Origin of the sequence: Pseudomonas sp. 2822-17 (assembly GCF_002742485.1) — a bacterium.
Taxonomy (GTDB): Bacteria; Pseudomonadota; Gammaproteobacteria; order Pseudomonadales; family Pseudomonadaceae; genus Aquipseudomonas; species Aquipseudomonas cyclaminis.
In genome coordinates this window covers 149,833-172,206 of record NZ_LJRZ01000350.1, presented here as the reverse complement: position 1 = coordinate 172,206, position 22,374 = coordinate 149,833, and the positions used below count along the sequence as shown (strand labels likewise).

The following is a 22,374-nucleotide window of genomic DNA, read 5'->3' as shown; positions in this document are numbered from 1 at the left end:
GGGAACCTGCACAATGCCTCATTGGCTGATTATTGACCTTGAAGCCACAACGGATGAAGGCGGCTGGCCCGTGACGGAGATGGAAGTCATCGAGATCGGCGCGAGCCTGGTCAACCGCCAGGGCCGCGAACTGGACCACTTCCAGCGCTTTGTGCGGCCGTTGCGCCGCCCATTGCTGACGCCTTTTTGCCGTCAGTTGACCCACATCACCCAGGCAAATATCGACGCCGCCGCGCCCATCACCGAGGTGTGGCCGCTGTTCGAACGCTGGCTGGGCCAGCATCAATCGCGCCTGGAAGGCTGGGCCAGTTGGGGCGACTATGACCGTGCGCAGCTTGAACTTGAATGGCAGCGCAATAGCCTGGTCAGTGCACTCGCCAAGACGCCTCATGTGAACCTCAAGCAGCGCTTCGCCAAGGCCCGGCGCCTGGACAAGCCCCTGGGGCTCAACGGCGCGCTGCAATTGGCGGGCATGCAGTTCCATGGCCAGCAACATCGGGCACTGGAAGATGCACGCAATACCGCTCGCCTGCTGCCGTTGATTTTACCGGTCTAGGCAGCTCCCCCGCCCTTGGGCATACTGGCCGACCTTTCCAGACCCTTTTTCCGAGGATTCGCCCATGTTCAAAGTCAACGAGTACTTCGACGGCACCGTCAAGTCGATCGCTTTCGGCACTGCAGAAGGTCCGGCGACCATCGGCGTGATGGCTCCGGGTGAATATGAATTCGGCACCGCCCAGCGTGAAATCATGCACGTGGTTTCCGGCGCCCTGACCGTCAAACTGCCTGACGCCAGCGAGTGGGAAACCTTCGCCGCCGGCAGCCAGTTCAACGTTCCGGCCAACAGCAAGTTCCAGCTGAAGGTCGCCGTGGACACCGCTTACCTGTGCGAATACCGCGGCTAAGCCTTCGCCCGCTCAAAAAAATGCCCGTCTCCTGCGAGACGGGCATTTTTAATGGGCGCTGAAAACTATTCGAGAATGGTCACTGGCATGCCCACTTCCAGGCGGCCGTTGCCCTCGTTGACCAGGTTCTGGCCGAACATCGCGCCGTCCTCCGTCTTGCGGTAGGTATCCAGTGTGGCGAAAGGCTCACGGTCGGCACTGCGCTCGCCGGTTTGCGGGTCGATGGTGGTGAGAATGCAGCGTGAGCAGCGTTTGACCGCACGAAACTCCACATCACCGATGCGCAGGCGCTTCCAGCCGTCTTCAGCGAAGGCTTCACCGCCTTCGATCACCAGGTTGGGACGAAAGCGCAGCATCTCCATGGGGCGGCCGATTTTTTGCGAGAGGTCGTCCAGCGACGCTTGCCCGATAACGAGCAACGGATAACCGTCGGCAAACGCCACCTGGTCATCATCGCGACCGTAACCGGCCTCGGTCGTGCGGGCACGGTCCAGGGGCATCTGCACCAGCCGCGTCGGCTTGCCGATAAAGGCGCTGACCCAGGCGGCGGCTTCATCACCGGCGTCCGGCACGCGCAAGGTGTCGCGCCAGATGGTCACGCCGCGCAACTCGGCATCGCTGCCGGGCAGCGCCACGTCCAGCGGCGCATGGCCGGGCGAACTCAAGGTCAGGCCACCGCTGCGGCTCCACAGGGCCGAGAGCTGGCTCATCTTCGCCACTGCCCGCTGCGTAAGGAAACGCCCGCTGGCCTCATCCACCAGCATCCAGCGTCGATCCCCGTCCAACCCGAGTTTATCCAGGCCGATCTGCTGCAAGGTTTCGGCCTTGCCGGACTTCAAAGGGTAACGGTACAACGCACTGAGACGAAGCATGGGCCTGCATTCCTGAGGGGGCAAAGATGCAACCCTAAGGTCAAGCGGTGGCTTCGTCCAGCATCAGTCGCTGACGCACCACATCCACCAGTTTGTCGGGCTGGAATTTGGACAGGAAGTTGTCGCATCCGACCTTCTTCACCATCGAGTCGTTGAAGCTGCCCGACAGCGAGGTATGCAGCACCACGTACAGCTTGCGCAGACGCGGGTCGTTGCGGATCTCGGTGGTGAGACGGTAGCCGTCCATCTCGGGCATTTCGGCGTCGGTGAAAATCATCAGCAGCTTGTCGGTCATCACGTGGCCGGCCTCGGCCCAGGCCTTGAGCATGTTCAGTGCCTTGAGGCCGTCGCTGGCGATGTGCATCTTCACGCCCAGTTGGCCCAGGGTGTCGCGCAATTGCGACAGGGCAACGTTGGAGTCGTCCACCAGCAATACTTCGCGGCCACGGGCTCGTTCCAGCACCGGGTCTTCGAGCTTTTCGCGGGAAACCTTGGCGTTGTAGGGCACGATCTCGGCAAGGACTTTTTCCACGTCGATGATTTCCACCAGTTGATCATCGACCTTGCTGATGGCGGTGAGGTAGTGCTGACGCCCGGCGCTGGTCGGCGGCGGCAGGATGGACTCCCAGTTCATGTTGACGATGCGGTCCACGCCGCCCACCAGGAACGCCTGCACCGAACGGTTGTATTCGGTGACGATGATGGTGCTGTTCGGGCCAGGCACCAGCGGGCGCATGCCGATGGCCTGGGACAGGTCGATCACCGGCAGGGTCTGGCCACGCAGGTTGACCACACCGCACACAAAGGGATGGCGCTGGGGCATCAGGGTCAACTTGGGCAGTTGCAGGACTTCCTGCACCTTGAACACGTTGATTGCGAACAGCTGCCGCCCGGCCAGGCGAAACATGAGGATCTCCAGGCGATTCTCACCCACCAGTTGCGTGCGTTGGTCTACCGTGTCGAGAATGCCGGCCATTAAAAGCTCCTGGTGTGCGCTGGAAAATGCGCGAAGGGATTGTGCAATTCATTACTGCTGTTATCGGCGGCGAAAGCCAGACCTTGACCCCCTTAAAATGCCACGCAAATTTATTGATGTCACACTGACATCATGCTCTACTGCACGCACGTCTCCAGACAGCGGTACTGCGGCATTGCACGACATTCAAATCGGTGCAAGGTTCCGCCATGTAAGGGATTCCCCTATACACAATCAGGCCCAACCTGATATTCGCAATATCTAATAGCCATTAATGTGACGCCATTCTCATTGCATGAATGGAGTCAGGCTTTTGTTTGTCATCGCAAGCCCTCGGCCCACGGGTCTTCCGGACGCTCACGTCGCGGCAACTGATGGTGTGCAATTGAGCCTGCTCACAAGGGCCACGCGCAGCCGTCGCCATCATTCAAATAAACGTCCTACTGAACAATCAGAAGCGACCTACATACTCCAGTTATCTTTCAGCAGTAGTTTTACGCCATTCACCCTGTGCGACCTCTCATCACCCAACCTTATGTTGCGGAGATTTGCATGATGAACGACGGTAACGAGTGGCAATTTGCACTTCCAGAGTTCCTGTACGAGGCTGAAAAGCTGCTGGCCAAGTCGGAGGAGTGCCTGAGTCACCTGCATTTGATTCGCAACGACAACGACGCCATCGACTGCATGAAAGTCAGCCTGATCAAGCTCGCCGAAAAGGCCGATTGCCTGGCTCTGGGGGCGATCAGCGAATTTTCGCGGCATATCCAATACCTGATCGCCAACGCCGAAAACCCTCTGCAGCTGCACGATGAGGCCCTCAATGCCTTGGAGGATTGCCTGAGACTGCTGGCCTGGCAGCTGGAGTTGATCGATGCGAAGACAGGCCTGTTGGCACTGGATGAAGCGGAACAAACCACATTGATCGCCACGGTCACACTGCAGATTCCACAAAAGGACTTCAGATATAAACCGCAGCAGCGTATTCACCACGCTTCTTGAGGGGTTATCCAGTCGGATTCAGCGCTAAGTTGTCTAAAAACGACAGATTTAATTAACGCGCTGAAATTGAATGCCCCCTGCATGGATATCAATTAGCCATTAAGGCTACAGGCCTTTTAAAACAATAAACCTCACTTCATTAACTCTGGGATTAGCGTCCCGGGGTGTTTGCGCGTCTAAATAAGCCCGCCAGACAGGCACCTGGCGACCAACGGTAAGAGTAGTGGTACTATCACCCGCTCGAAGTGGCTGAACTTTTGCCACTTTGAAAACGATTCAATCACGTATTCCAAACAGCGTCCGGTCAGCGTCGACCGGTCTTCCAGCAGCGAACCTTCATTGGCTACATCCGCTATGCATGCCAGCCTCAAGACATTCATCGCAAGGTCCGCGTCCCGCAGCAATGCACGCCGTTTGATCCTCACCCTCTGCCTTGGCTCGCTGCTGCTGAGCCTGTGGGCTTATTCCCACTCGGCACCGTTGCCGCTGATGATCCTGCTGTTCAACCTGGCCACCGTGTTGGTGGTGGGCGTGCAACAGTGGTACTCGCGCAAATCCATCAAGTTCCAGCCCCAGGAACTGGCCGATCGCCTGCTGCAAGTGCAGGAAAACGAACGCCACCGCCTCAGCCGCGAATTGCATGACGATATCGGTCAACTGTTGACCGCCGCCAAGCTGCAAAGCGAATGGCTCAAGCGCCGCCTGCCGGATGAGCTGCAAACCCAGTGCAACGTCCTGTGCAACACCTTGAACGAGACCCTGGCCAAGGTGCGCGACGTGTCCGCCATCCTCAACCCTCGCCAGCTCGCCAGCCTGGGCCTGGAAGCCAGCCTGCGCGCGCACCTGCTCAAGACCCTGGAAAACACCCCGGTGCATTGGAGCCTGGAATGCCAGCAACGGCTGACCGGCATCCCGGAAGAAATGGCCGTGGCGGCTTTTCGCATCACCCAGGAAGCCGTCACCAACATGCTGCGCCACGCCCAGGCGCGCAACCTGCTGGTACGCCTGCAACGCCTGCCCGAGGGACTGTCGCTGACCATCTGCGATGACGGTCAGGGCTTTTCGCCCGCCATCAATCCCAGCCTGGAAGGCCAGCGAGGCATGGCGGGCATGTCCGAGCGGATCGATCAGCTTGGCGGTTCATTATCCGTGAGCAGCCAGCCAGGCAACGGAACACGCATCGACGCGCTCTTCCCCTGGGCGCCCCGCGCCCTCGAACGGGCCAGCGCCCCTAAGGTTATCGAGTGAGCTGCACATTACTGCTGGTGGACGACCATGCCCTGATCCGGGCCGGCGTACGTGCACTGATCCAGGATATTCCCGGCTACACCGTGACGGGCGAAGCCAGCGATGGCGCGCAGTTGCTGGAGCAATTCAATACGCTGCTGCCGGACATCGTGCTGCTGGACCTGTCGATGAAGCACACCGGCGGCCTGGACGCCTTGCAGCAACTCAAGCGTGCGCACCCCAAGAGCAAGGTGCTGATCCTGTCGATGCACACCGACCCGGAGCTGATCATGTGCGCGCTGGAGGCCGGCGCCCACGGCTATCTGCTCAAGGACACCACCGCCAATGAGCTGGAACACGCGCTGCAAGCCCTGCGCAACAACGAGCGTTACCTGAGCCCGGCGATCGCCCACACGGTGATCAACCAGGCGCTGGTGCGCAGCCAGGGGTCAGTCACACCCGCTGGTCACAGCCATAACCTCACGGCTCGCCAACTGGAAATCCTGCGTCTGATCGTGCGCGGCAAATCCACCCGCGAGATCGCCCACGGCCTGGGCCTGAGCATCAAGACCGTGGAAGCGCACCGGTCGCAGATCATGAAGCGCCTGCAGATATTCGACGTGGCGGGGCTCGTATTATTTGCCGTGCGCGAGCAGATCATCAGCCTGGACGACTAGGGGCGAACCCACCGGTAAATGCACGCGAAGCGCCTTGGGCAGCGCTTCGAAACGCAGGTCGTCCCCTTCCAGCGGCTCACCATCAAGGTTGATGTACAAGCCCTGCGCAACCTTGATGTTGACCCACGGCAGGCGCGCCCGCACGAACATATTGTCGAGCCCGCCGTCGCTCATCAGATTGAGCAACGTGCCGACCACTTCCTGGGGCGCCGGCAGAATGCTGACGTCGAGCAAGCCATCATCAGCCAATGCGCCAGGGCACAGCACATGCCCCCCGCCCGCCTGGCGACCGTTGCCGATGCCCAGCGCCAGCAGCTCGCCCTTCCAGTGGAAGTCCGGGCCTTCCAGCTCGCCATAGGCGGCCTTCAACTCGCTGAAGCGCGTCAGGCCGGTGAACAGATAAGCCGCGCCGCCGAGGACTTTCTTCAGGTCTTCGGAGGTATTGGCCGTGACCTGGCTGCCGAAGCCGCCAGTGGCCATGTTCAGGAAAATCTGCCCGCCGACACGGCCCAAGTCGATTGCCCTGGGCGGCACATCCAGCAACGCCAGGGCCTGGGCCGGCTCCAACGGCACGCCGGCGGCCTTGGCAAAATCATTGGCGGTGCCCAATGGCATCAGCACCAGGCTGGCGTCGCTCTTGGCCTGGGCCATGGCTTCGGCCACGTCACGCAAGGTGCCATCGCCGCCGCCGGCAATGATATGGGTATACCCAACGTCCAGGGCCTCCTTGACCAGCCGTTGAGCGTCACCGCCCTCCCACGTCACCCGCACCGCCAACTCCCAACCCTGCTCGCGCCGGGCCAACACCGCCGCGCGCACGTCCTCGTTGAGGGCTTGCTTGCCGTGGAGGATCAACAATGCCTTGGGGGTGGTCATGGGGGGCGTACTCCTGGGTTCAATGGTGCTTGAAGGATGTTGACCTTTGAGGAGTAGGAAAAAGTCATTCAGGCCGAAAAATAATTGGCCTGTTAGAAATTATCCATCGCGTTGCACATCGACACCTTGCCCCTGGGCGCAGGCTCCACCGCGACCCATTGCTTAGCGCCCGCCGGCAGTTCGTGCAGCTGGAACGAACAGCTTGCATAGATGGACGCCTGCACCATGTAGTCCATCCCCGGCCGAGGCACGAAGGTCATTGTGCTGGAGCATTGCCGGGAATACTGCAACTTCCCCAGGTAATGAAACGCGATCGGCGTGTTCGCCGGCACCACCAGCTCGGACGACACGGCAGCGTCCCACGAGTAAATCGGCCCTGGCATGCCCAGGCTTTCGCCGTTGTGATCGGGGAAGCCCGCCTTCGTCGACGCCATCACCCCGGCGCCCGGCACGTTCCAATCCAGGCAATCACGCCCCGGTACTGCGCGCACCAGACCGTCGGTGATCAACCGCACGCGAGCGGTTTCGCCGGACGTCGGGGCGACGTAGCCGGTGGACAGCGAGCGGATGTTCGCCACCTGGCCGCAGCCCGTCAGCAGCACCAGCAACACCACGGGAACCCCACGTAAAACATTCATTGGCAATCAACTCGCAAAGGAAAAAAGAGCCGCTTACGGCTGTCGGCAATTCTGGTTGACCGACAGCTGCGGCGCCGGCTCGTACTTCACCATCTGCAAGCCATCGGCGCCCTGGAAGATGAAGTACTTGATACGGCAGTCCTTGAACATCGGCGAGTAACCCTCAGCCCGAAAGCCTTCGCCCTCGACCCGCTTGGTCACGGCGTTGTTGCGGCTGACCACCGCGAGCACCTGGGCATAGCTCTGGCCCATTTTCACCCCCGGCTCGCCGGTGACCGTCATCGACGAGGCACAACCGCCCAACCCTGCCGCCACCAATGCCAGCGCGACGCCGTACAGTCCATTGCGTAGCTCGTTCATTCCCTGCTTCCTTTCAGTAATGGATTACCGGCGGCCTTCGCACACCGGTGATTCGCCGATACGGCCTTCCTTGCACAAGTCAATGTTGTCCGTACGCTTGAAACCGGCGTCTTTCATGCAATAAAACCGTTTGAGTACCTGATCAATCGGCGTCTTGTCCCCCGTCCCTGTCAGGTTGGTATAGCCGCAAGCGGTCATAGCGCTCTTGACGCCTGCTTGCGAGACGCCGCTTTTTTTCCAATTGGTGAATTCCGGCGGCGGTGGTTGAAAGCCCCTCCCCGTGCAGCCGATCAATAACACCGCGTAAACACTCAGCAGCAGGCTCTTCCTGAACATCGTGTTCTTCCTAAGGGTTTGCGCAGATCGTTCATTCCCTACGACCTTTTAGTGATGGATCAGCGGCGACCTTCACACACCGGTGATTCGCCAACGCGGCCAAGCTTGCATAGGTCCAAGTTATCTTTGCGTGTGAAGCCCGCATCTTTCATGCAGTAGAAGCTCCTAAGCCTCTCATCGATTGAGCCGCCGCCCGTGCCCGCCACATTTTCGTACCCGCACGCGAGCATGCTGTTCTTGACGCCATCGACAGAGACCCCGCTCTTTTGCCAATAGGTAAAATCCGGGGGCGGTGGTTGGAAGCCCCTGCCCGTGCAACTGATCAATAACACAGCGCAAACACTCAATAGCAGGCTCTTCCTGAACACCGCGATCTTCCTCATGGTTTGCGTAGATCGTTCATTCACTACGCCCTTTTAGTGATGGATCAGCGGCGGCCTTCACACACCGGCGATTCGCCGATACGGCCAAGCTTGCACAGGTCTAGATTATCCTTGCGTGTGAAGCCTGCATCTTTCATGCAGTAGAACCGCGTCAGAACCACATCAATTGGCGACGTGTCTCCCGCCCCATCTAGATTCGTATATCCGCAAGCGCGCATGGCATCGTCAACCCCCTGTTGCGAAACGCCGCTTTTTTTCCATTGGGTGTAATCCCCAGGCGGCGGCTGAAAGGGTGTACAAGCGCCGAGGGCCAAAAAGCCAAGACTGAACAGCAGATGCCGTATGAACATGCCCGAATACCTCATGATTGCGGTTTGACCTTGACGAACTCCGGCTTGCCCGTGGGGGAGCTGGTCCAGTACTTGCGGCACGCTTCACCGCCATTGCCATAGCAGTTATGCACGGTGCTTTCCGCACCAAATACTTTCAGCCACTCCCACACGGGGTTACTGCCATCTGGAATGTTTCCGCCGGTCCCGGGGTTGAACCCGACGCCAGGGGTACGGGCAACAGGGTCGAAATCGTGGTTCTGGTACTGCAACGCCATCTTCTCGCGTTGTGCCTCAGAGCTGAATGTTGAGCGATCCTGCAATACCCCTAACAACGTATCGGCTTTTTGCACTCCATAAGCGGCACCAAAGAAGTTCATTGACGTATCGCCCAGCACGCCAATATTTGATGGGTCCCGTGCCAACGAATCCATGGCATTGCCCGTGGTCATGGTGCCCCGGCTATGCCCGTCGATATGCAGCCCGCTTTGACCGAACTGGACCATGTATTCCTTGGTCTGCACGGTCGCGTTGGAGAGGCCCCAGAAATCGTTTTCCAGATTTTTCTGATACGCCGCAATCATCAACTCCGAGGTGAAGTTGTTGGCCTTCTCGAAGTGGATCAAATATTGCGGCCCGGTATCGGCCGAACTGTGTTGCTCGGCATATTTGGCCGCGCCATCGGCGTCGTTGAAAATGCCGTTGTTGGCAATATGCACTTTGTTGTCCGGCCCGGGCTTGAGGTGCTGTTTTTCTTCGTCGCTCAACTCGCGATAACGAACATGTTTTTTGTCGTCCAGCAGCGCCTTGCCATCCGGACCTTTTTCAATCTCATACACCCTGGCCTTCTCCAGAAAGATCTTGCGATACGCCTCATCCGCCAACAACGAAACCTGATGATAGAACTCGCGCTTGATCTCCTGCTCGGCCTCGACCTTGCGCCCCATTTCCGCCACATCCAAGCGTCCCACGGCGACATGGGCAGCCTCGGTGTTGCGGTTGAGGTTGGCAATCGTCTGGTCGACCGTCATGCCGCCAACCACACGCTGGCGCTCGGCGTTGGTGATCACCAATGTGCCGGCGCTGATCGCGCTGCGGGTGTCGCTGGATTCGGAGTCGGAGTCCGAGCCGTTGTTGAGGCTGTTGGCGAGCAGCGCCTTGGCCGTGCCCAGTTTGCCGTCGAGCATGTCCGAGCTCAGGTCGACGCCTGAGGTCTTGGCGCTGGCTTCGGACACGTTGTGGATGTCGGACACGGTCAGCGTGCCGGTGGTCAGGCTGTTTTTGCCGTCGGCAATGGCCTTGTCGGAACTGGCGATCACGCCGCCCTTGAGGTCGGTATTGCCGCGCACGTTGATGTCGAAACCACCGTCGCCGGCCCGGATGCCCGATTGCTCGATCACGCTGGCAAAGTTGGACTTCTGCTTGGCGTTGGTGGAACTGAAGCTGGCGGTCGCCGCACCGGCACACACCGGCGGGATGCAGATGCTGATCCCGGCGCTCATGCTCTTCTGCTCGGACGCGAAGGTACTGGTGTCCTGCAGGCTCTCGACATTCAGGTTGCCGCCAACGTCGGCCTTGACCGTCTCGCCCGACACCACCGCACCTCGCAGCGTGGTGTCCTTGCCGGAAATCAGACTGGCCTGTTTGCCGGCCGTCACGTGGGTGTTGCTCCACACCAGGTCATTGCCATCGGCATTGCCACGGCTCTGGGAGGCGGACGCGTTGAAGCTCAGGCCGTTCTTCTCGCTGCCAAACGAGATGCCGATGCCCAGGCTGCCATTCACGCTTTTGTTGGTGCTGTGTTGCTCGATGGTGTTCTGCGCACCCGCCAGCAGGATATTGCCGTCGGCTTTCAACAACGCATTGTTGCCCGCCGTGATCTCACTGCCCTGCACGGTCAGGTCGTTGTTGCGCGTGCCGCCCGAGGACACGATCGTCACATCCCCTCCGGCGGCGACCGTCGAAGCGGCCGCCGTGTTGCTGGTCTGCTCGCTTTTGCTCTCGCTCTTGTTCATGCCCAGGGCAATGCTCAGGTTGATCCCACCTGCCGCCGCCGGGTCGGCCATGACCTGAGTATGGGCGTCGTTGGCGGACCACGCGGTACTCAGCGCCGCCAGGGTCTTCATGCGTTTGTCGTCGGTACGCTCGGCGGCTTTGTTCATGCGCTGGGCGGTTTGTACCGCACTCACAATCGGGTTGGTCAGGGTCAGGCTCACGCCGGTCTGCTTGAAGCGCTGCTCCTGCTGCTGCGCACTGAGGTTGCGCGCTTCGAGGATATTGACCTCGGACGCCTCGATCGACACATCACCATTGGGCGCGTTCACATTGCTGCCCACCTGACGGTACTCGCCGCCGGCGCTGATCAGCACGTTGCCGTCGGTTGCGCCAATGTTGCTCGCGGCCGCCGTGGTCTGCTGACCGCTGTCCTTGTTGGTCTGTTGCTTGGAACCAACGGTGACGGCGATCGCGCCGCCGCTGAACATGCCGCTGGTCTTCACATCCTTCATGTGTTTTTCGTCAAGCTGCTCGGTGGCCGCCAATACCTTGATGTCATTGCCCGCCGCCAGCACCGTGCCCGAGGTGGACACCACGTTGCTACCGGTGACCGTGATGTTGTTGCCGGCCTGCATCACCGCCTGCTCGCCACTGAAGGTCGAGGCCTGGGCGGTGGTCTGGCTGACCGTGTCACGAGTCGTGGTGGTCTTGCTCGAAAACATCCCGTTGCTGCCCTTGACCTTGTGCGCTTCATCGGCGCTGTTGAAGCGCTCGCCAGCCTCGACGTTGATATCGCGCACCGCACTCACGGCCACAGCCCCCGCGTCGCTGTTGACCAGCGCCCCGCGCACCTGCACGTCACGCCCGGCGCCCACGCGGATGTCGCCGTTGGCCTGCACCGAACTGCCGACTTCATTGCGCCCGGCTTCCTTGCGCCAGTTGTCGCCATCCCATTGGTTGGCCTGGGTGTAGGACTCTTTCACGGTGGTCAGGCTGATGTCGTTGCCCGCCACCAGCGACGTCTTGCCGCCGGCGCCGGTATTGCTGACTTGCGCCGCTTGCAGGTTGATATCGTTGCCGGCAGTGGCAATCAGGCTCGCCGCCGGTGCCGACACATACAGCCCCGCCACACGCGACAGGCCGGTGCGGGTGCCCTGCGCGCTCTCGCTGTCGGTGGTGACCGAACGCACATTGATGTCGTTGCCGGCGCTCAGGGCCAGCCGGCTGTTGGCGCTGATCAGGCCGCCGATGTTGTTGATGTCCTGGCTGGCGCTCAGGGCCACGTTATTGCCCTGGATGCGCCCGCCGAGGTTGTCGAGGTTCTGCACACTGATGTTCACGCCATCGCGCCCGGACAGACTGCCGGAGTTCACCAGATCACCGCGCACATCAAGGTTCAAGGTGCGCCCGGCCATCAGTGCGCCGGAGCCATCCAGATCGCCTTCGCGAACCCGCACATAGACCTGCGGCACCAGCACCTGGCGGACTTCACCGCTGGCCAGCGTCACGTCCCTGGACACCAGCCAGACGATGTCGCTGGTCAGCTGCGCCATCTGCTCGGCAGTCAGGGCGACGCCGGGGATCAGCTTCCACTGACCCGCCAGGGTCACGGCGCTGTCGATCATGCCGCGATACTGTTCCTCATCACTGGCGTAGCCGTCGAGAAAGCGCCGGCCGGTGAGTTGCGCGATTTGCTCACGGATCAGCTTCTGTTCGTAGAAACCGTCACCGAGGCGCTGTTGCGTGGCAGCCGGGTCCAGGTTCAGGCGCCCAAGCATGTAGTCCGAAGACAACCACTTGCGATAGTTGGCAAAGCGCGGATCGGTCTCCACCAGGTAGCTGGCGGTGCTGTTCGGGTTGGTCTGGAACAGGCTGCTGTTAGGCAGGTCGGGGTTGAAACCGCCAGTGCGGATCTGCTCCACCGCGCCTGCCGCGTCCAATTGGGTCAGCGCCTTCACTTCGCTGATCGGGCTCACGGCGTGGGTGCGGCCAGCGCCCGCCAGCGCACCGGTGCCCGCCGTGCTGTCGGTAACGTTGGCCAGCACCAGCGCGCCGACCTGGGTGCCGCTGCCGTTGATGGCCGCGTACTCGGTGTACACCGAGGGTTTGAGCGAGATCTGCTGAATCAACGGTGCCGGCGTGTACGCAGTGACGCCGCGGCCCTGACGGTCGCGGCCTTTGCGCTGAATACGATAGAAGTTGCTCAGCGTGCCGCTGTCGGTGGTGATGCGCTCGCCATTCAACTCGGTATTGATCACGCTGCCGACGCCGCTGGCATTCAACGCCTGGCCGGCGATGATCCGACTCTTGTCGTTGAGCACCTGGTCGGCGATCAAGTTGAGGTTGCCACCGGCGAGCATCTGCGCCGGGTCGGAGCTGACAATCTGCGTCTCGGTGACGCTGCGCGTGTAGTCATAGCGGTTCCAGCGCGTACCGGAGCTTTCCGGCGTGACGAGGTGCAGCACCTCGTCGTTGTACAGCGAGATCTGGTCCGGCGTGTAACGGTTGGTCGAGCCCGACAGCAGGAACTCCTGCAGTACCTGATTGGACACCAGCACGCGCTGGGTGGCGAAGTGTTCGTTGGTGTTGTTGATCTGCCTGGCGTTGACGCTCAGATGACCCAGCGCTTCGACGGTGGCGCTCGCATTGTTCAGCACCTGTGCCTGGCCAGTGGCCTGGTCGTTGGCGTCGAGCAAGCCGCCGATCACCGTATCGCCGGCGCTGAAGATCAGCCCGTGTTCACGGTTGTTGATGACCTGCGCGCCGATATCCAGGCGGTTGCGTGCCGCGATGGTCGCCGCCGTGGCGCCTTCGAGGGTGTTGTTGAGGGTGCCGGCGCTGATCGACAAATGATCACCGTAGAGGCGCCCGGTGCCGAGGTTGTTCAGGGTCGCGGCGCTGAGGCGAGTGCTCTCGCCATCGACTACGCCACGGTTGTCGAACTGGTTGACCGCGTTGACCTGCGCGCGCCGCCCACTGATCACGCCGCTGGCGCCGTTGTCGATGGCGCCGGCATCCACGCGCACCAGTGCGCCGGACTGCACCGCGCCCTGGTTGCTCAGAGTGCCGCCGATCTGCAGCGACAGGTCGCCGTTGCTCTGCACCAGGCCGCTGTTGATGAGATGCTGGGTCAGTCGAAAAGTCAGGTCGCCCAGGCTCTGCACCCTGCCGGCGCCGCTGTAGCTGGCGCTGTCGATCAGCACCGACTGGCCCGCAATCAGGGTGCCCGCGCCGTTATTGATGGCCAGGCTTTTCTGCGCCGGGTTGCGATCGGCCAGGGTCAGCACGCTGCCCGCCGAGAGGATGCCCGCGTCGTTGTCCACGCTGCCGCTGCCCTTGAGGTTCAGCGTGGTGTCGGACACGATTGAGCCGACGCGGTTGGTCAGCGTATCGGTGTCCAGGTCGACGCTCTGGCCCTTGATGCCCTGGTTCGCGCCCTGGGTCGCGCTGTTGTCCACGCTCGCGGCGGTCAGCAACAGATGCCCGTCGGCGCGCAACAGGCCCGCCTGGTTGCTCAGTTGCTGGGCGTTGATGTCCAGGGTGCGCGCGCTGCCGATAAAACCCTGGTCGTTGAACACCTGACCGGCGCGCACCGTGACGTCGCGCTGGCCGAGGATGCCGCCGGTACTGCCGGAATTGCGGTTGCTCAGCTGTTGGCCGTGGGTATCCACGCTCAGGTCCGACTTGGCCTGCATGATGCCGCCGTCGTTGATCAACGCGCCGCTGTCGACGCCCAGCGTATCGCTGGCGTTGACGGTGCCTGCGCTGTTATCGAGCTGCTGGCCATGGGTATCGAGCAGCAGTTGCGCGCCGGTGATCACGCCACTCTGGTTGTTCAGGCCGAAGGCGTTGAGAGTCAGCGCCGTGGCCGCCTCCAGACGCCCGCCACGGTTGTTGAGCACGCCGGTGTCGCTGTTGACGATCAGGTCGGCCGCCACCGAACCAAGGGTGCCGCCCTGGTTCAACAGGCTGTCGGTCTTGACCGTCAGGGTTTGCGTGGCGGCGACGGTGCCGTTGGCGTTGTTCAACTGCGCGGCCTTGATCCCCAGCGCGCCGCCGGCGGTGATCTGCCCGCTGCTGTTGTCGAGGGTGCCGCCGTCAAGGGTCAGTTTTGCAGCGGTGACCAGCTTGCCGTTCTGATTGTTCAGGTGCTGGCGCGCGCTGACGGCCAGGTCGCCAAGGCCGCCCGACTGCACCAGGCCGCCGGCGTTGTTCAGGGTGTCGGCGCTGACGCCGAGGGCGCCGCCGCTGGAAAGCGTACCGCCACTGTTGTCGAGGCTGCGCGCGACGGTCATCTGCATACCGGTGCTGCCGGTCTGCACCCACTTGCCGGCGACGTTGGACAAGTCCAGCGCGGTCACGCTGATCTGTGCCGCGCCGACCTGTGCGGCATCGCTGAGCAGGCTCTGATTGGCGTCGGCCGTGAGGATCCGGCTGGCGGTGACGCGGCTGCGACGCAGGTCGAGGTTGCCGGCGGTGCTGGTCAACTCGACGGTCTGGGCGGACGTCTGGCTGTCACTCAGGTCGACGTGCGCGGCGCTGGCCTTGAGGGTCTGCGCGGCGAGGTTCTGGCCCTTGGCGCTCAGGGTGCCGGCCGAGGTCAGCGTCAGCGAACCGCTGCTGCCGAGCTTGCCGGCGCTGTCCACGCCTGCGGCCAATGCGGAACCTGCGTGGCTGCGAATCGCCGAATTAGCGCCGGTGGCGGTCAGCGCGGCATTGCCCTGGGCGGACACGATGCCACGGTTGTCGATGTCGCCAGCGGTGTGCGCGTCCAGGTTGCCCTGGGCGTACAGCGTGCCGTCGTTGTCGATGCCCTTGGCGGCGCGGACGGTCAAGTCGGTGGCGCTGCTGATCTGGCCGTGGTTTTCGATACGGCCGTCGCTGCCGATCACCACTTCACCGGCACTGGAACCGATCTGCCCGGCGTTGCGCACACCGACGCCTGCGCCGTTGCCGACCAGGGTGATCTTGCCGGCGTACATGCCGCCCAACTGCGCCACGTCGATGCCGACGGTGGGTGTGTCGGTCGGCGCCGCGCCGGTGGTGCCGGCCTTGATGGTCAAGTCTTTGGACCAGATACCCGCGTTCACCTCGACGGTGCGCGCGATGATTTCGGTGTAGTCGGCACGGCTGGCGTCCATACCTTCGCCGCCGATGCTGACCTTGCCGCCCGAGACTTGATAGCCGCTGATCAGGCCGTTCTCGAACTGTGCGCGGCCGGTGGTCAGGGTCGCACGGTCGGCGTTGATAAACCCGCAGCCCTCACAGGTGATGCCCGACGGGTTGGCAATGACCACCTGCGCCTTGGAGCCGCCCACTTCGACAAAGCCGCGCAACTGGCTGGGATTGTTCGAGTTGACCTCGTTGAGAATCACCCGTGCGCTGCCGTTGACCAGGTTGCGGTTGCCTTCGATCCAGCCGCCCAGCTGGGTCTGGCTGTTGGTCACGCCGTTGTTGAGGATCACCCCGCGCTTGTCCACGTCGAACTGGGTGTAGGTGTTGCGCGACACGCCCGCGCCGCTCGGCCGGGTGATGTCCACCACCGTGGTGCCGTTGCCGGCGGCACCGATGGTCGGGCGCTGGCCCGCGGGTGCGGAGCCGTCGACCACCACTTGGGCCTGCACCGGCGCCACCAGCGCGACCCAGCCCATGCCTAGCATCAGCGCAAACCGCAGTGGCGTCAGCGTGGCAACCGCCGTACCCGGACGCGCCACGGCGCCGGAAGTGCCGGGGGCCTTGCACACGCTCTTGACGTTTTCGGCCACCACCATCAGCAGGCCGCGAGCCTGGTTGAAGACAATTCGATACAGATGCTTATTCATGCAGATCCTTTGCGCGGTGGCTGATCAGAGCGCGTCACTGGGTAACGGGTGAGTGGCAAACCAGGCTTGCGCCTCCAGGTCCAGGACGGCGATCCCCTGGAAATTCATGACGCGCAGTCCGCGCTCATCGCCTCGGTGGTACAGCGAACGGAAGATCCGTCCAGGCCACAGCCGCCGTCGCAACAGGCCGCTGACCCGTCGCGTATGCCCGAACGGCGCGACCCAGTCGTTGATCCACAGGCGGTCGCCGCTGTCCCAGTCTGCGGCGGGCAGGCAGACGGCCGGCTCGCGCAGATAACGCGCCTCGGCCTCGGCACTGAGGTTGAGCCACGACAGGAAAAACACCGGGCGCCCCGCTTCGCTGATCAGGATGAACTGGCGGAGCTTGATCGCCGGCAACAACAGGGTCGACAGGCTGTGCAACGGCGCATCGCGATGCGCCGCCGAGTGCATCCACAACCACACCGCCGAACCCAGCACCTGGGCTTCGTCGATGGGGCTGTCAGGCGCCGTGGGCGCGAGCACTTCGAGGGTGTCGTCGGACATGCTGGTCTCCTTCAAAATGACCAGTTGGCGCTGAAGCCACTGGTCACGTCGGCGGTCTGGAAACCCTTGGGTTTTTCCAGGGGTTTGCCGGTATAGATGTCATAGGAAAACTGCTTGTAGCCGCCGCGCAGGCCCACCACTGCACCGGCCAGGCGGCGACCCAGCAGGTACTCGGTGGAATGCCCGCCAACCTGACCGTAATCCACGCCCACATAGAGTTCCTGGCCGGTGTTGCCCAGGCTCAGGCCGAGGTCATTGCTGAAGGTCCAGCCGCGTTCGGCAGACAGAATCTGCTCGCCATCAAACCCACGCACGGTGTAGCGCCCGCCGATCGAAAAGCGGTCCTGGGGGATCAGCGGCGTGCGGTTCCATTGCCCGCGCCAGCCGCCGATGTAACGCAGCTTCTGCTGGCCGACGCTGAACGGCACCTGCAATTGTGCGTTGGCGGAAATGATCTGCGAGCGCGACGTGCCTTCGCCGTTTTCTTCCTCGGGCGCGCGCAAGGCATCTCGTGCGCCGGTGCCACGGCGATAGCCGACGCCGAGGTCGAGGGTGTTCGCACCGATGAACTCACGGTGATTGATCCCCGCCTGCCAACCGGCCATGCGCCGGCGCTGAAATTCGATTTCGGTGTCTTCGATGTAGTTGCTGGACGTACGGCTCCAACCGCCGAAGGACACGGTGGTCTTGCGCACCGCATCGCGATAGATCACCCGCGACAGCTGCACCTCATTGGTCCGGCTGCGGCCGCTGTAGGAATACGCCTGGTTCACCCCGGCGATAGTCTGGTGGTAGTCGTACTCGCTGGACGTCAGGCTCAACTGCCAATAGTCGTAGGGCACCGAATAGTGAATGGTGTGGCCCTTGGACCCACGGTCGCCGCTTTCACCGCCGCCCAGGTCATGGTTGAAGCTGATATAGAACAGGTCGTTGAGAGTCGCCAAGTTGTCCAGTGACAGCGCGACGTTGCCCTGGTACTTGCCGGTCTGCTTGCTGCCGGAGTCGTCCACCGACAGGCTGACCCGTACCGGCACGGCCTGCTTCCAGGCGATCACCACATCGCTTTCGCCCGGCTGCGCATCGGCGCCTTCAGCGGGGGTGATCTGCACGTCGGCTTCGGCAGTGGGCACGCGCTTGAAATTTTCCAGCGCCTGTTCGATGTCGCGCAGGTTCAGCACATCGCCATCGGACGCGGGCATCGCATTCCAGTAGTGGGCGCGGGCGGAGGTGCCGGCGGCAAAACGGATGTGTTTGATCCGGCCGGGCACCACCACCAGCGACAGGGTGCCCTGGTTCAAGTCCTGGGCCTGGGCCAGCACGCGGGTGGTGATAAAGCCTTTGGCGATGATCGCATTCTGGATGCGCTTCATGGTCAGGTTGATCCCGCGCGCGCCGACGCAACGGCCCTGCACGGGATCATCGGACGGGTTGGCGGCACGCAGGGCCCACTGGAAATCTTCGGCCTGGTCGCCGCTGAGGACCACGCGGTCGATCTTGAAGCACGGCGCTTCATCGCGCGGCAGGCGCAGGCTGGCATCGGTATCTTGAGGCGCTTGCAGGCGCACGTCGGGCGACGGCTCCAACTGCTCGCGTTGTGCACGCTCGCGCTGTTGCTGCTGGATCAATTGCTGGGCCGGTGCCTGCGGCTCGGCCGCCGACGCAGCCACGCTGACCAGCAAACCAACCGCAGTACAGGTGGAAATGCAGGACTGCAGCAACACTGATGGTTTTGTTCTAGGTACAGCGACGACAGACATTTCGCATCCTTGTGAGTGAAACTTCCTACATGCGCAGGCTTTGTCACCACAACGACACAAAAGTGCCCTGATAAAAGATGGCACTGTGACACATTTCGCAAAAGCAGCCATTCCCGGCTGCCCCAACTTTCACACTGCACCGCTCTAACTCAGGGGTCAGAGCGGTATTGGCAGGCGTGAACCCATCCTCAGCTTTTGTGCAATTTACTCATCAATTGCGCTTCAGCCTGGGTCAAGCCGCAGGACTGGGTCAGCTCATCCACCGTCGCGCCCATGCCCACCAGCTTCGCCGCCTGGGCAAACGACAGGCTCGCCGGGTCGCGCTGTTCGATCTGCGCCAGCTTGTCCGGCAACGGCGCGAGGATGGCGCGCAGTTCATGCACCTCATCCCCCACCTTCACCGCACTTTGCTGGAAGTGATCAACCCGTCTGACCAATTCCAGGATGCGCCGGTCACGCACTGCATCGCGCTCGGCCTGCTGCATCGCCAATTCGCGCTGCTGACGCACGTAGCGCAGCAAAAACGCCAGCGTCCCGGCCCACAGCAGGGCCAGGACAATCACCAAGGCTTCAAAAAACAATCAGATGTTCTCCAGATCCGACCACTCTTCTTCGCTCATCATCTTGTCCAGCTCAACCAGAATCAGCAGTTCGTTGTTCTTGTTGCACACGCCCTGGATGAACTTGGCCGATTCCTCGTTACCCACGTTCGGCGCGGTTTCCACTTCCGATTGGCGCAGGTAAACCACTTCGGCGACGCTGTCGACCATGATCCCGACCACTTGCTTGTCGGCTTCGATGATGACGATACGCGTGTTGTCGCTGATCTCGGTCGCATCGAGACCGAATCGCTGGCGGGTGTCGATTACCGTCACCACGTTGCCGCGCAGGTTGATGATGCCCAGCACGTAGCTTGGCGCACCTGGAACCGGGGCGATCTCGGTGTAGCGCAACACTTCCTGCACGCGCATCACGTTAATGCCGTAGGTTTCGTTGTCCAGCTTGAAGGTAACCCATTGCAGGATCGGATCGTCTGTAGTGCTCTTACTTGGATTACTGCTCATACTCATGACCCCTTCAAATGCCGTTGCGTACGGCGTGTGTGCTTCGTTGGCCGCACTCGCGCGCGGCCCTTATTGTTCAATCAACTGCGTATGTTTACGGGCATCGACTTGACGGCACCGCTGGCGATCAACTCGGCCAGTTCGGCAACGTCGAGCAACGCGCACATGTGTTCGATCACGGTGCCGGCCAGCCAAGGCCGCTGGCCCCGGTGACTGCGCCATTTGATTTCGTTCGGGTCCAGGCGCAACGAGCGGCTGACTTGATGCACGGCCAGCCCCCATTCGTAGCCCTGCACCGAGATTACATATTGCAAGCCCTGGCGGAAGTCATCGCGGTAGCGGTCGGGCATCACCCAGCGTGCGGTGTCCAGGACCTTGAGGTTACCGGCCTGGCTCGGCAGGATCCCGAGGAACCACTCCGGTTGCCCGAACAGCGGGGTCAATTCCTGGCCTTCCAGGGAATAGATTGAACCCAGGCACACCAGCGGCACCGCGAGGGTCAACCCGGCGACGTCGAACAGCAGGCATTCGAACGGCTCGGCCGCCCAGGCCGGACGATCATCACCGCTTACGGGTGGCGGCGTAATGCTCGGTGGCATATGCACTTCCACAACCGGTTCGACCACCACCGGCGCGACAGGCATGGCCACCGGCACGGCGACCGGCACGATCACCGGCGCGGTATACGCGTCACGCGCCTGCTCTTCCAATACGGCCAACTGGAACTCATCCAGAATACTCGCCGACGGTTCTTCTACCGCAGGCTCCAGCACCAGGATCGGTTCCGGCAGTTCTTCCCCGGTCGCTTCCTGCAGCAAGGCATCCAGGTAGGATTCCAGTGCCAGTTGCGGCCGGGTCTTGAGTTGGACAGGACGATTCATCAGGCCACCTGCGCGACAAGCTGCTGGGACAGCAGGTGCTTGAGCAATGCGCGGTAGGCCAGCACCCCACGGCTCTTGCCGTCGAACTGCGATGGCGTCAGCCCGGCACGGCTGGCGTCACGCAGGCGCGTGTCCACGGGGATGTAGCCGTTCCAGATGGTCTCCGGGTAGGCGTCACGCAATACGCGCAAGGTGCCCAGCGACGCCTGGGTCCGGCGGTCGAACAAGGTCGGCACGATGCTGTACGGCAGCGCCTGCTTGCGCGAGCGGTTGATCATTGCCAGGGTGCTGACCATGCGTTCCAGGCCCTTGACCGCCAGGTGCTCGGTCTGCACCGGGATCACCAGTTGCTGGCTGGCCGCCAAGGCGTTGACCATCAGCACACCGAGCAACGGCGGGCTGTCGATGATCGCGTAATCGAAGTCCTGCCACAGTTGCGCCAGGGTCTTGGCGATCACCAGGCCGAGGCCGCTCTGCCCCGGCGATTGGCGCTCAAGGGTGGCCAACGCGGTGCTGGACGGCAGCAGGGAAATGCTCTCGTTACTGGTCGGCAGCAGCAATTGGCCGGGCAAGTCGCTCGGCACATTGCCCTTGTGCAGGAACAGGTCGTAGTTGCTGTGCTCCAGCGCGTCCGGGTCGTAACCGAAATAGCTGGTCATCGAGCCATGGGGGTCGAGGTCGACCACGACCACACGCTTGCCCGCCTCGGCCAGCAAGCCGGCTAAAGCGATGGAGGTGGTGGTCTTGCCGACCCCACCTTTTTGATTGGCAACTGCCCAGACTCTCATTCGGATGATTCCTCCCGGTGGACACACGCGCGACCGAGACATTGCATAGGTTATTGAGCCGGTGACGGAGAATTGACGGCACTCTGCCGAACCGGCGGCTTTGCAGGGGCCGGTGCAGTTTGTGTGCCAGCACGCTTCAAGGCCGCGTCCGGTGTTGCATTGGCAGTGCCGGTGCCGGTCAGGCTGCGGCGCACATCCAGGTTGCGTGAAACGACCAACACCACCCGACGGTTGCGCGCACGGCCTTCGAGCGTGGCGTTATTGGCCACCGGCTGAAACTCGCCATAGCCCACCGACGCCAAACGACCGGGGTTCACGCCCTGCATCGCGAGCATACGTACGATGCTGGCGGCACGGGCCGAGGACAGCTCCCAGTTGGTCGGGTACTGCGCGGTGCTGATCGGCACGTTGTCGGTAAAGCCTTCGACGTGGACCGGGTTTTCAAACGGTTTGAGGATCGCCGCCACCTTGTCGATGATGGTGAACGCCTGATCGCTGGGCAACGCATCGGCGCTGGCGAACAACAGGCTGGAATTGAGCTCGATCTCCACCCATAACTCATTGCCGCGCACCGTCATCTGGTTGGAGCTGATCAGGTCGCCGAACGCGGCGCTGATGTCATCAGCAATGCTTTTCAGCGGGTCGCTGGTACCGCCCACGCCGGCAGCGGTTTCGTCGCTGTCGTTGACCAGCGGCTTGGCCGGGGTCACGCTCTTGGGCCGTTCCTCACCAATCGGGATCGGCTTGAGCGAACGGTCGGCATCGTTGAACACGCCGATCAACGCCTGGGAAATGACCTTGTACTTGCCTTCGTTGATCGACGAGATGGAATACATCACCACGAAGAACGCGAACAGCAAGGTGATGAAGTCCGCATAGGACACCAGCCAGCGTTCGTGGTTGACGTGTTCTTCAGGCTCGCGACGGCGACGGCTCATTG

Annotated in this window: 21 protein-coding genes; 5 read left to right on the top strand and 16 right to left on the bottom strand. The window is 62.1% G+C overall.

Annotated features, from left to right (window positions below; all coding sequences use genetic code 11):
* Positions 1–13: 13 nt before the first annotated feature.
* Together AOA60_RS09240 and AOA60_RS09235 are read left to right on the top strand one after the other, a co-directional pair.
* Complete coding sequence (locus tag AOA60_RS09240) at positions 14–556, top strand: exonuclease domain-containing protein (protein WP_099584156.1); 543 nt, start codon at positions 14–16, stop codon at positions 554–556.
* 64 nt (positions 557–620) lie between these two features.
* Positions 621–905 (top strand): pyrimidine/purine nucleoside phosphorylase, encoded by a 285-nt coding sequence (locus AOA60_RS09235; RefSeq protein WP_010208796.1) that lies wholly within the window; start codon positions 621–623, stop codon positions 903–905.
* 65 nt (positions 906–970) lie between these two features.
* Here the strand turns inward: AOA60_RS09235 and AOA60_RS09230 are convergent, their stop codons facing one another.
* Together AOA60_RS09230 and AOA60_RS09225 are read right to left on the bottom strand one after the other, a co-directional pair.
* Positions 971–1,777 carry an MOSC domain-containing protein gene (locus AOA60_RS09230; protein WP_099584155.1) on the bottom strand — a complete coding sequence of 269 codons (807 nt, stop codon included), beginning with the start codon at positions 1,775–1,777 and terminating at the stop codon, positions 971–973.
* Positions 1,778–1,817: 40 nt separating this feature from the next.
* Positions 1,818–2,753, bottom strand: a complete 936-nt coding sequence (locus tag AOA60_RS09225; RefSeq protein WP_099584154.1) for a chemotaxis protein CheV — start codon at positions 2,751–2,753, stop codon at positions 1,818–1,820.
* Positions 2,754–3,305: 552 nt separating this feature from the next.
* On the opposite strand from AOA60_RS09225, the gene AOA60_RS09220 reads away from it, so the two are divergent.
* The 3 genes from AOA60_RS09220 to AOA60_RS09210 all read left to right on the top strand — a co-directional run bounded on the left by AOA60_RS09220 (position 3,306) and on the right by AOA60_RS09210 (position 5,659).
* Positions 3,306–3,755: a hypothetical protein gene (locus AOA60_RS09220; RefSeq protein ID WP_177411557.1), complete on the top strand. Its 450-nt coding sequence runs from the start codon at positions 3,306–3,308 to the stop codon at positions 3,753–3,755.
* Positions 3,756–4,109: 354 nt separating this feature from the next.
* A complete protein-coding gene (locus AOA60_RS09215) occupies positions 4,110–5,003 on the top strand; it encodes a sensor histidine kinase (protein WP_099584153.1) in 894 nt (297 codons plus the stop codon).
* Positions 5,000–5,659: a response regulator transcription factor gene (locus tag AOA60_RS09210; protein WP_099584152.1), complete on the top strand. Its 660-nt coding sequence runs from the start codon at positions 5,000–5,002 to the stop codon at positions 5,657–5,659. Before AOA60_RS09215 ends, AOA60_RS09210 begins: the two co-directional genes overlap by 4 nt.
* Here the strand turns inward: AOA60_RS09210 and yegS are convergent.
* The 14 genes from yegS to motD form a co-directional block, all read right to left on the bottom strand.
* A complete protein-coding gene (yegS, locus tag AOA60_RS09205) occupies positions 5,618–6,535 on the bottom strand; it encodes a lipid kinase YegS (protein ID WP_099584151.1) in 918 nt (305 codons plus the stop codon). The genes AOA60_RS09210 and yegS overlap by 42 nt on opposite strands.
* 92 nt (positions 6,536–6,627) lie before the next feature.
* Positions 6,628–7,173, bottom strand: coding sequence for a hypothetical protein (locus AOA60_RS09200; RefSeq protein ID WP_099584150.1), 546 nt, complete (start codon positions 7,171–7,173; stop codon positions 6,628–6,630).
* Positions 7,174–7,206: 33 nt separating this feature from the next.
* A complete protein-coding gene (locus tag AOA60_RS09195) occupies positions 7,207–7,533 on the bottom strand; it encodes a hypothetical protein (protein WP_099584149.1) in 327 nt (108 codons plus the stop codon).
* Between the two features lie 24 nt (positions 7,534–7,557).
* Positions 7,558–7,869 carry a hypothetical protein gene (locus tag AOA60_RS09190; RefSeq protein ID WP_099584148.1) on the bottom strand — a complete coding sequence of 104 codons (312 nt, stop codon included), beginning with the start codon at positions 7,867–7,869 and terminating at the stop codon, positions 7,558–7,560.
* Positions 7,870–7,928: 59 nt separating this feature from the next.
* On the bottom strand, positions 7,929–8,237 hold the full coding sequence (locus AOA60_RS33840; protein WP_099584167.1) for a hypothetical protein: 309 nt from the start codon (positions 8,235–8,237) through the stop codon (positions 7,929–7,931).
* Positions 8,238–8,296: 59 nt separating this feature from the next.
* A complete protein-coding gene (locus tag AOA60_RS09180; protein WP_099584147.1) occupies positions 8,297–8,602 on the bottom strand; it encodes a hypothetical protein in 306 nt (101 codons plus the stop codon).
* An 11-nt stretch (positions 8,603–8,613) separates the two neighbouring features.
* The gene (locus AOA60_RS09175) at positions 8,614–16,398 is read right to left on the bottom strand and encodes a hemagglutinin repeat-containing protein (protein WP_099584146.1); all 7,785 of its coding nucleotides are present in this window, start codon (positions 16,396–16,398) and stop codon (positions 8,614–8,616) included.
* A gap of 24 nt (positions 16,399–16,422) precedes the next feature.
* Complete coding sequence (locus AOA60_RS09170) at positions 16,423–16,944, bottom strand: toxin-activating lysine-acyltransferase (RefSeq protein ID WP_099584145.1); 522 nt, start codon at positions 16,942–16,944, stop codon at positions 16,423–16,425.
* A gap of 11 nt (positions 16,945–16,955) precedes the next feature.
* Positions 16,956–18,701, bottom strand: coding sequence for a ShlB/FhaC/HecB family hemolysin secretion/activation protein (locus AOA60_RS09165; RefSeq protein WP_256592816.1), 1,746 nt, complete (start codon positions 18,699–18,701; stop codon positions 16,956–16,958).
* Between the two features lie 188 nt (positions 18,702–18,889).
* The gene (locus tag AOA60_RS09160; protein WP_099584144.1) at positions 18,890–19,282 is read right to left on the bottom strand and encodes a DUF2802 domain-containing protein; all 393 of its coding nucleotides are present in this window, start codon (positions 19,280–19,282) and stop codon (positions 18,890–18,892) included.
* Positions 19,283–19,765 (bottom strand): chemotaxis protein CheW, encoded by a 483-nt coding sequence (locus AOA60_RS09155; RefSeq protein WP_099584165.1) that lies wholly within the window; start codon positions 19,763–19,765, stop codon positions 19,283–19,285.
* A gap of 80 nt (positions 19,766–19,845) precedes the next feature.
* Positions 19,846–20,646, bottom strand: a complete 801-nt coding sequence (locus tag AOA60_RS09150; protein WP_099584143.1) for a CheW domain-containing protein — start codon at positions 20,644–20,646, stop codon at positions 19,846–19,848.
* On the bottom strand, positions 20,646–21,434 hold the full coding sequence (locus AOA60_RS09145) for a ParA family protein (RefSeq protein WP_090399980.1): 789 nt from the start codon (positions 21,432–21,434) through the stop codon (positions 20,646–20,648). Before AOA60_RS09145 ends, AOA60_RS09150 begins: the two co-directional genes overlap by 1 nt.
* 50 nt (positions 21,435–21,484) lie before the next feature.
* Positions 21,485–22,372 (bottom strand): flagellar motor protein MotD, encoded by an 888-nt coding sequence (motD, locus tag AOA60_RS09140; protein ID WP_099584142.1) that lies wholly within the window; start codon positions 22,370–22,372, stop codon positions 21,485–21,487.
* Positions 22,373–22,374 lie beyond the last annotated feature (2 nt).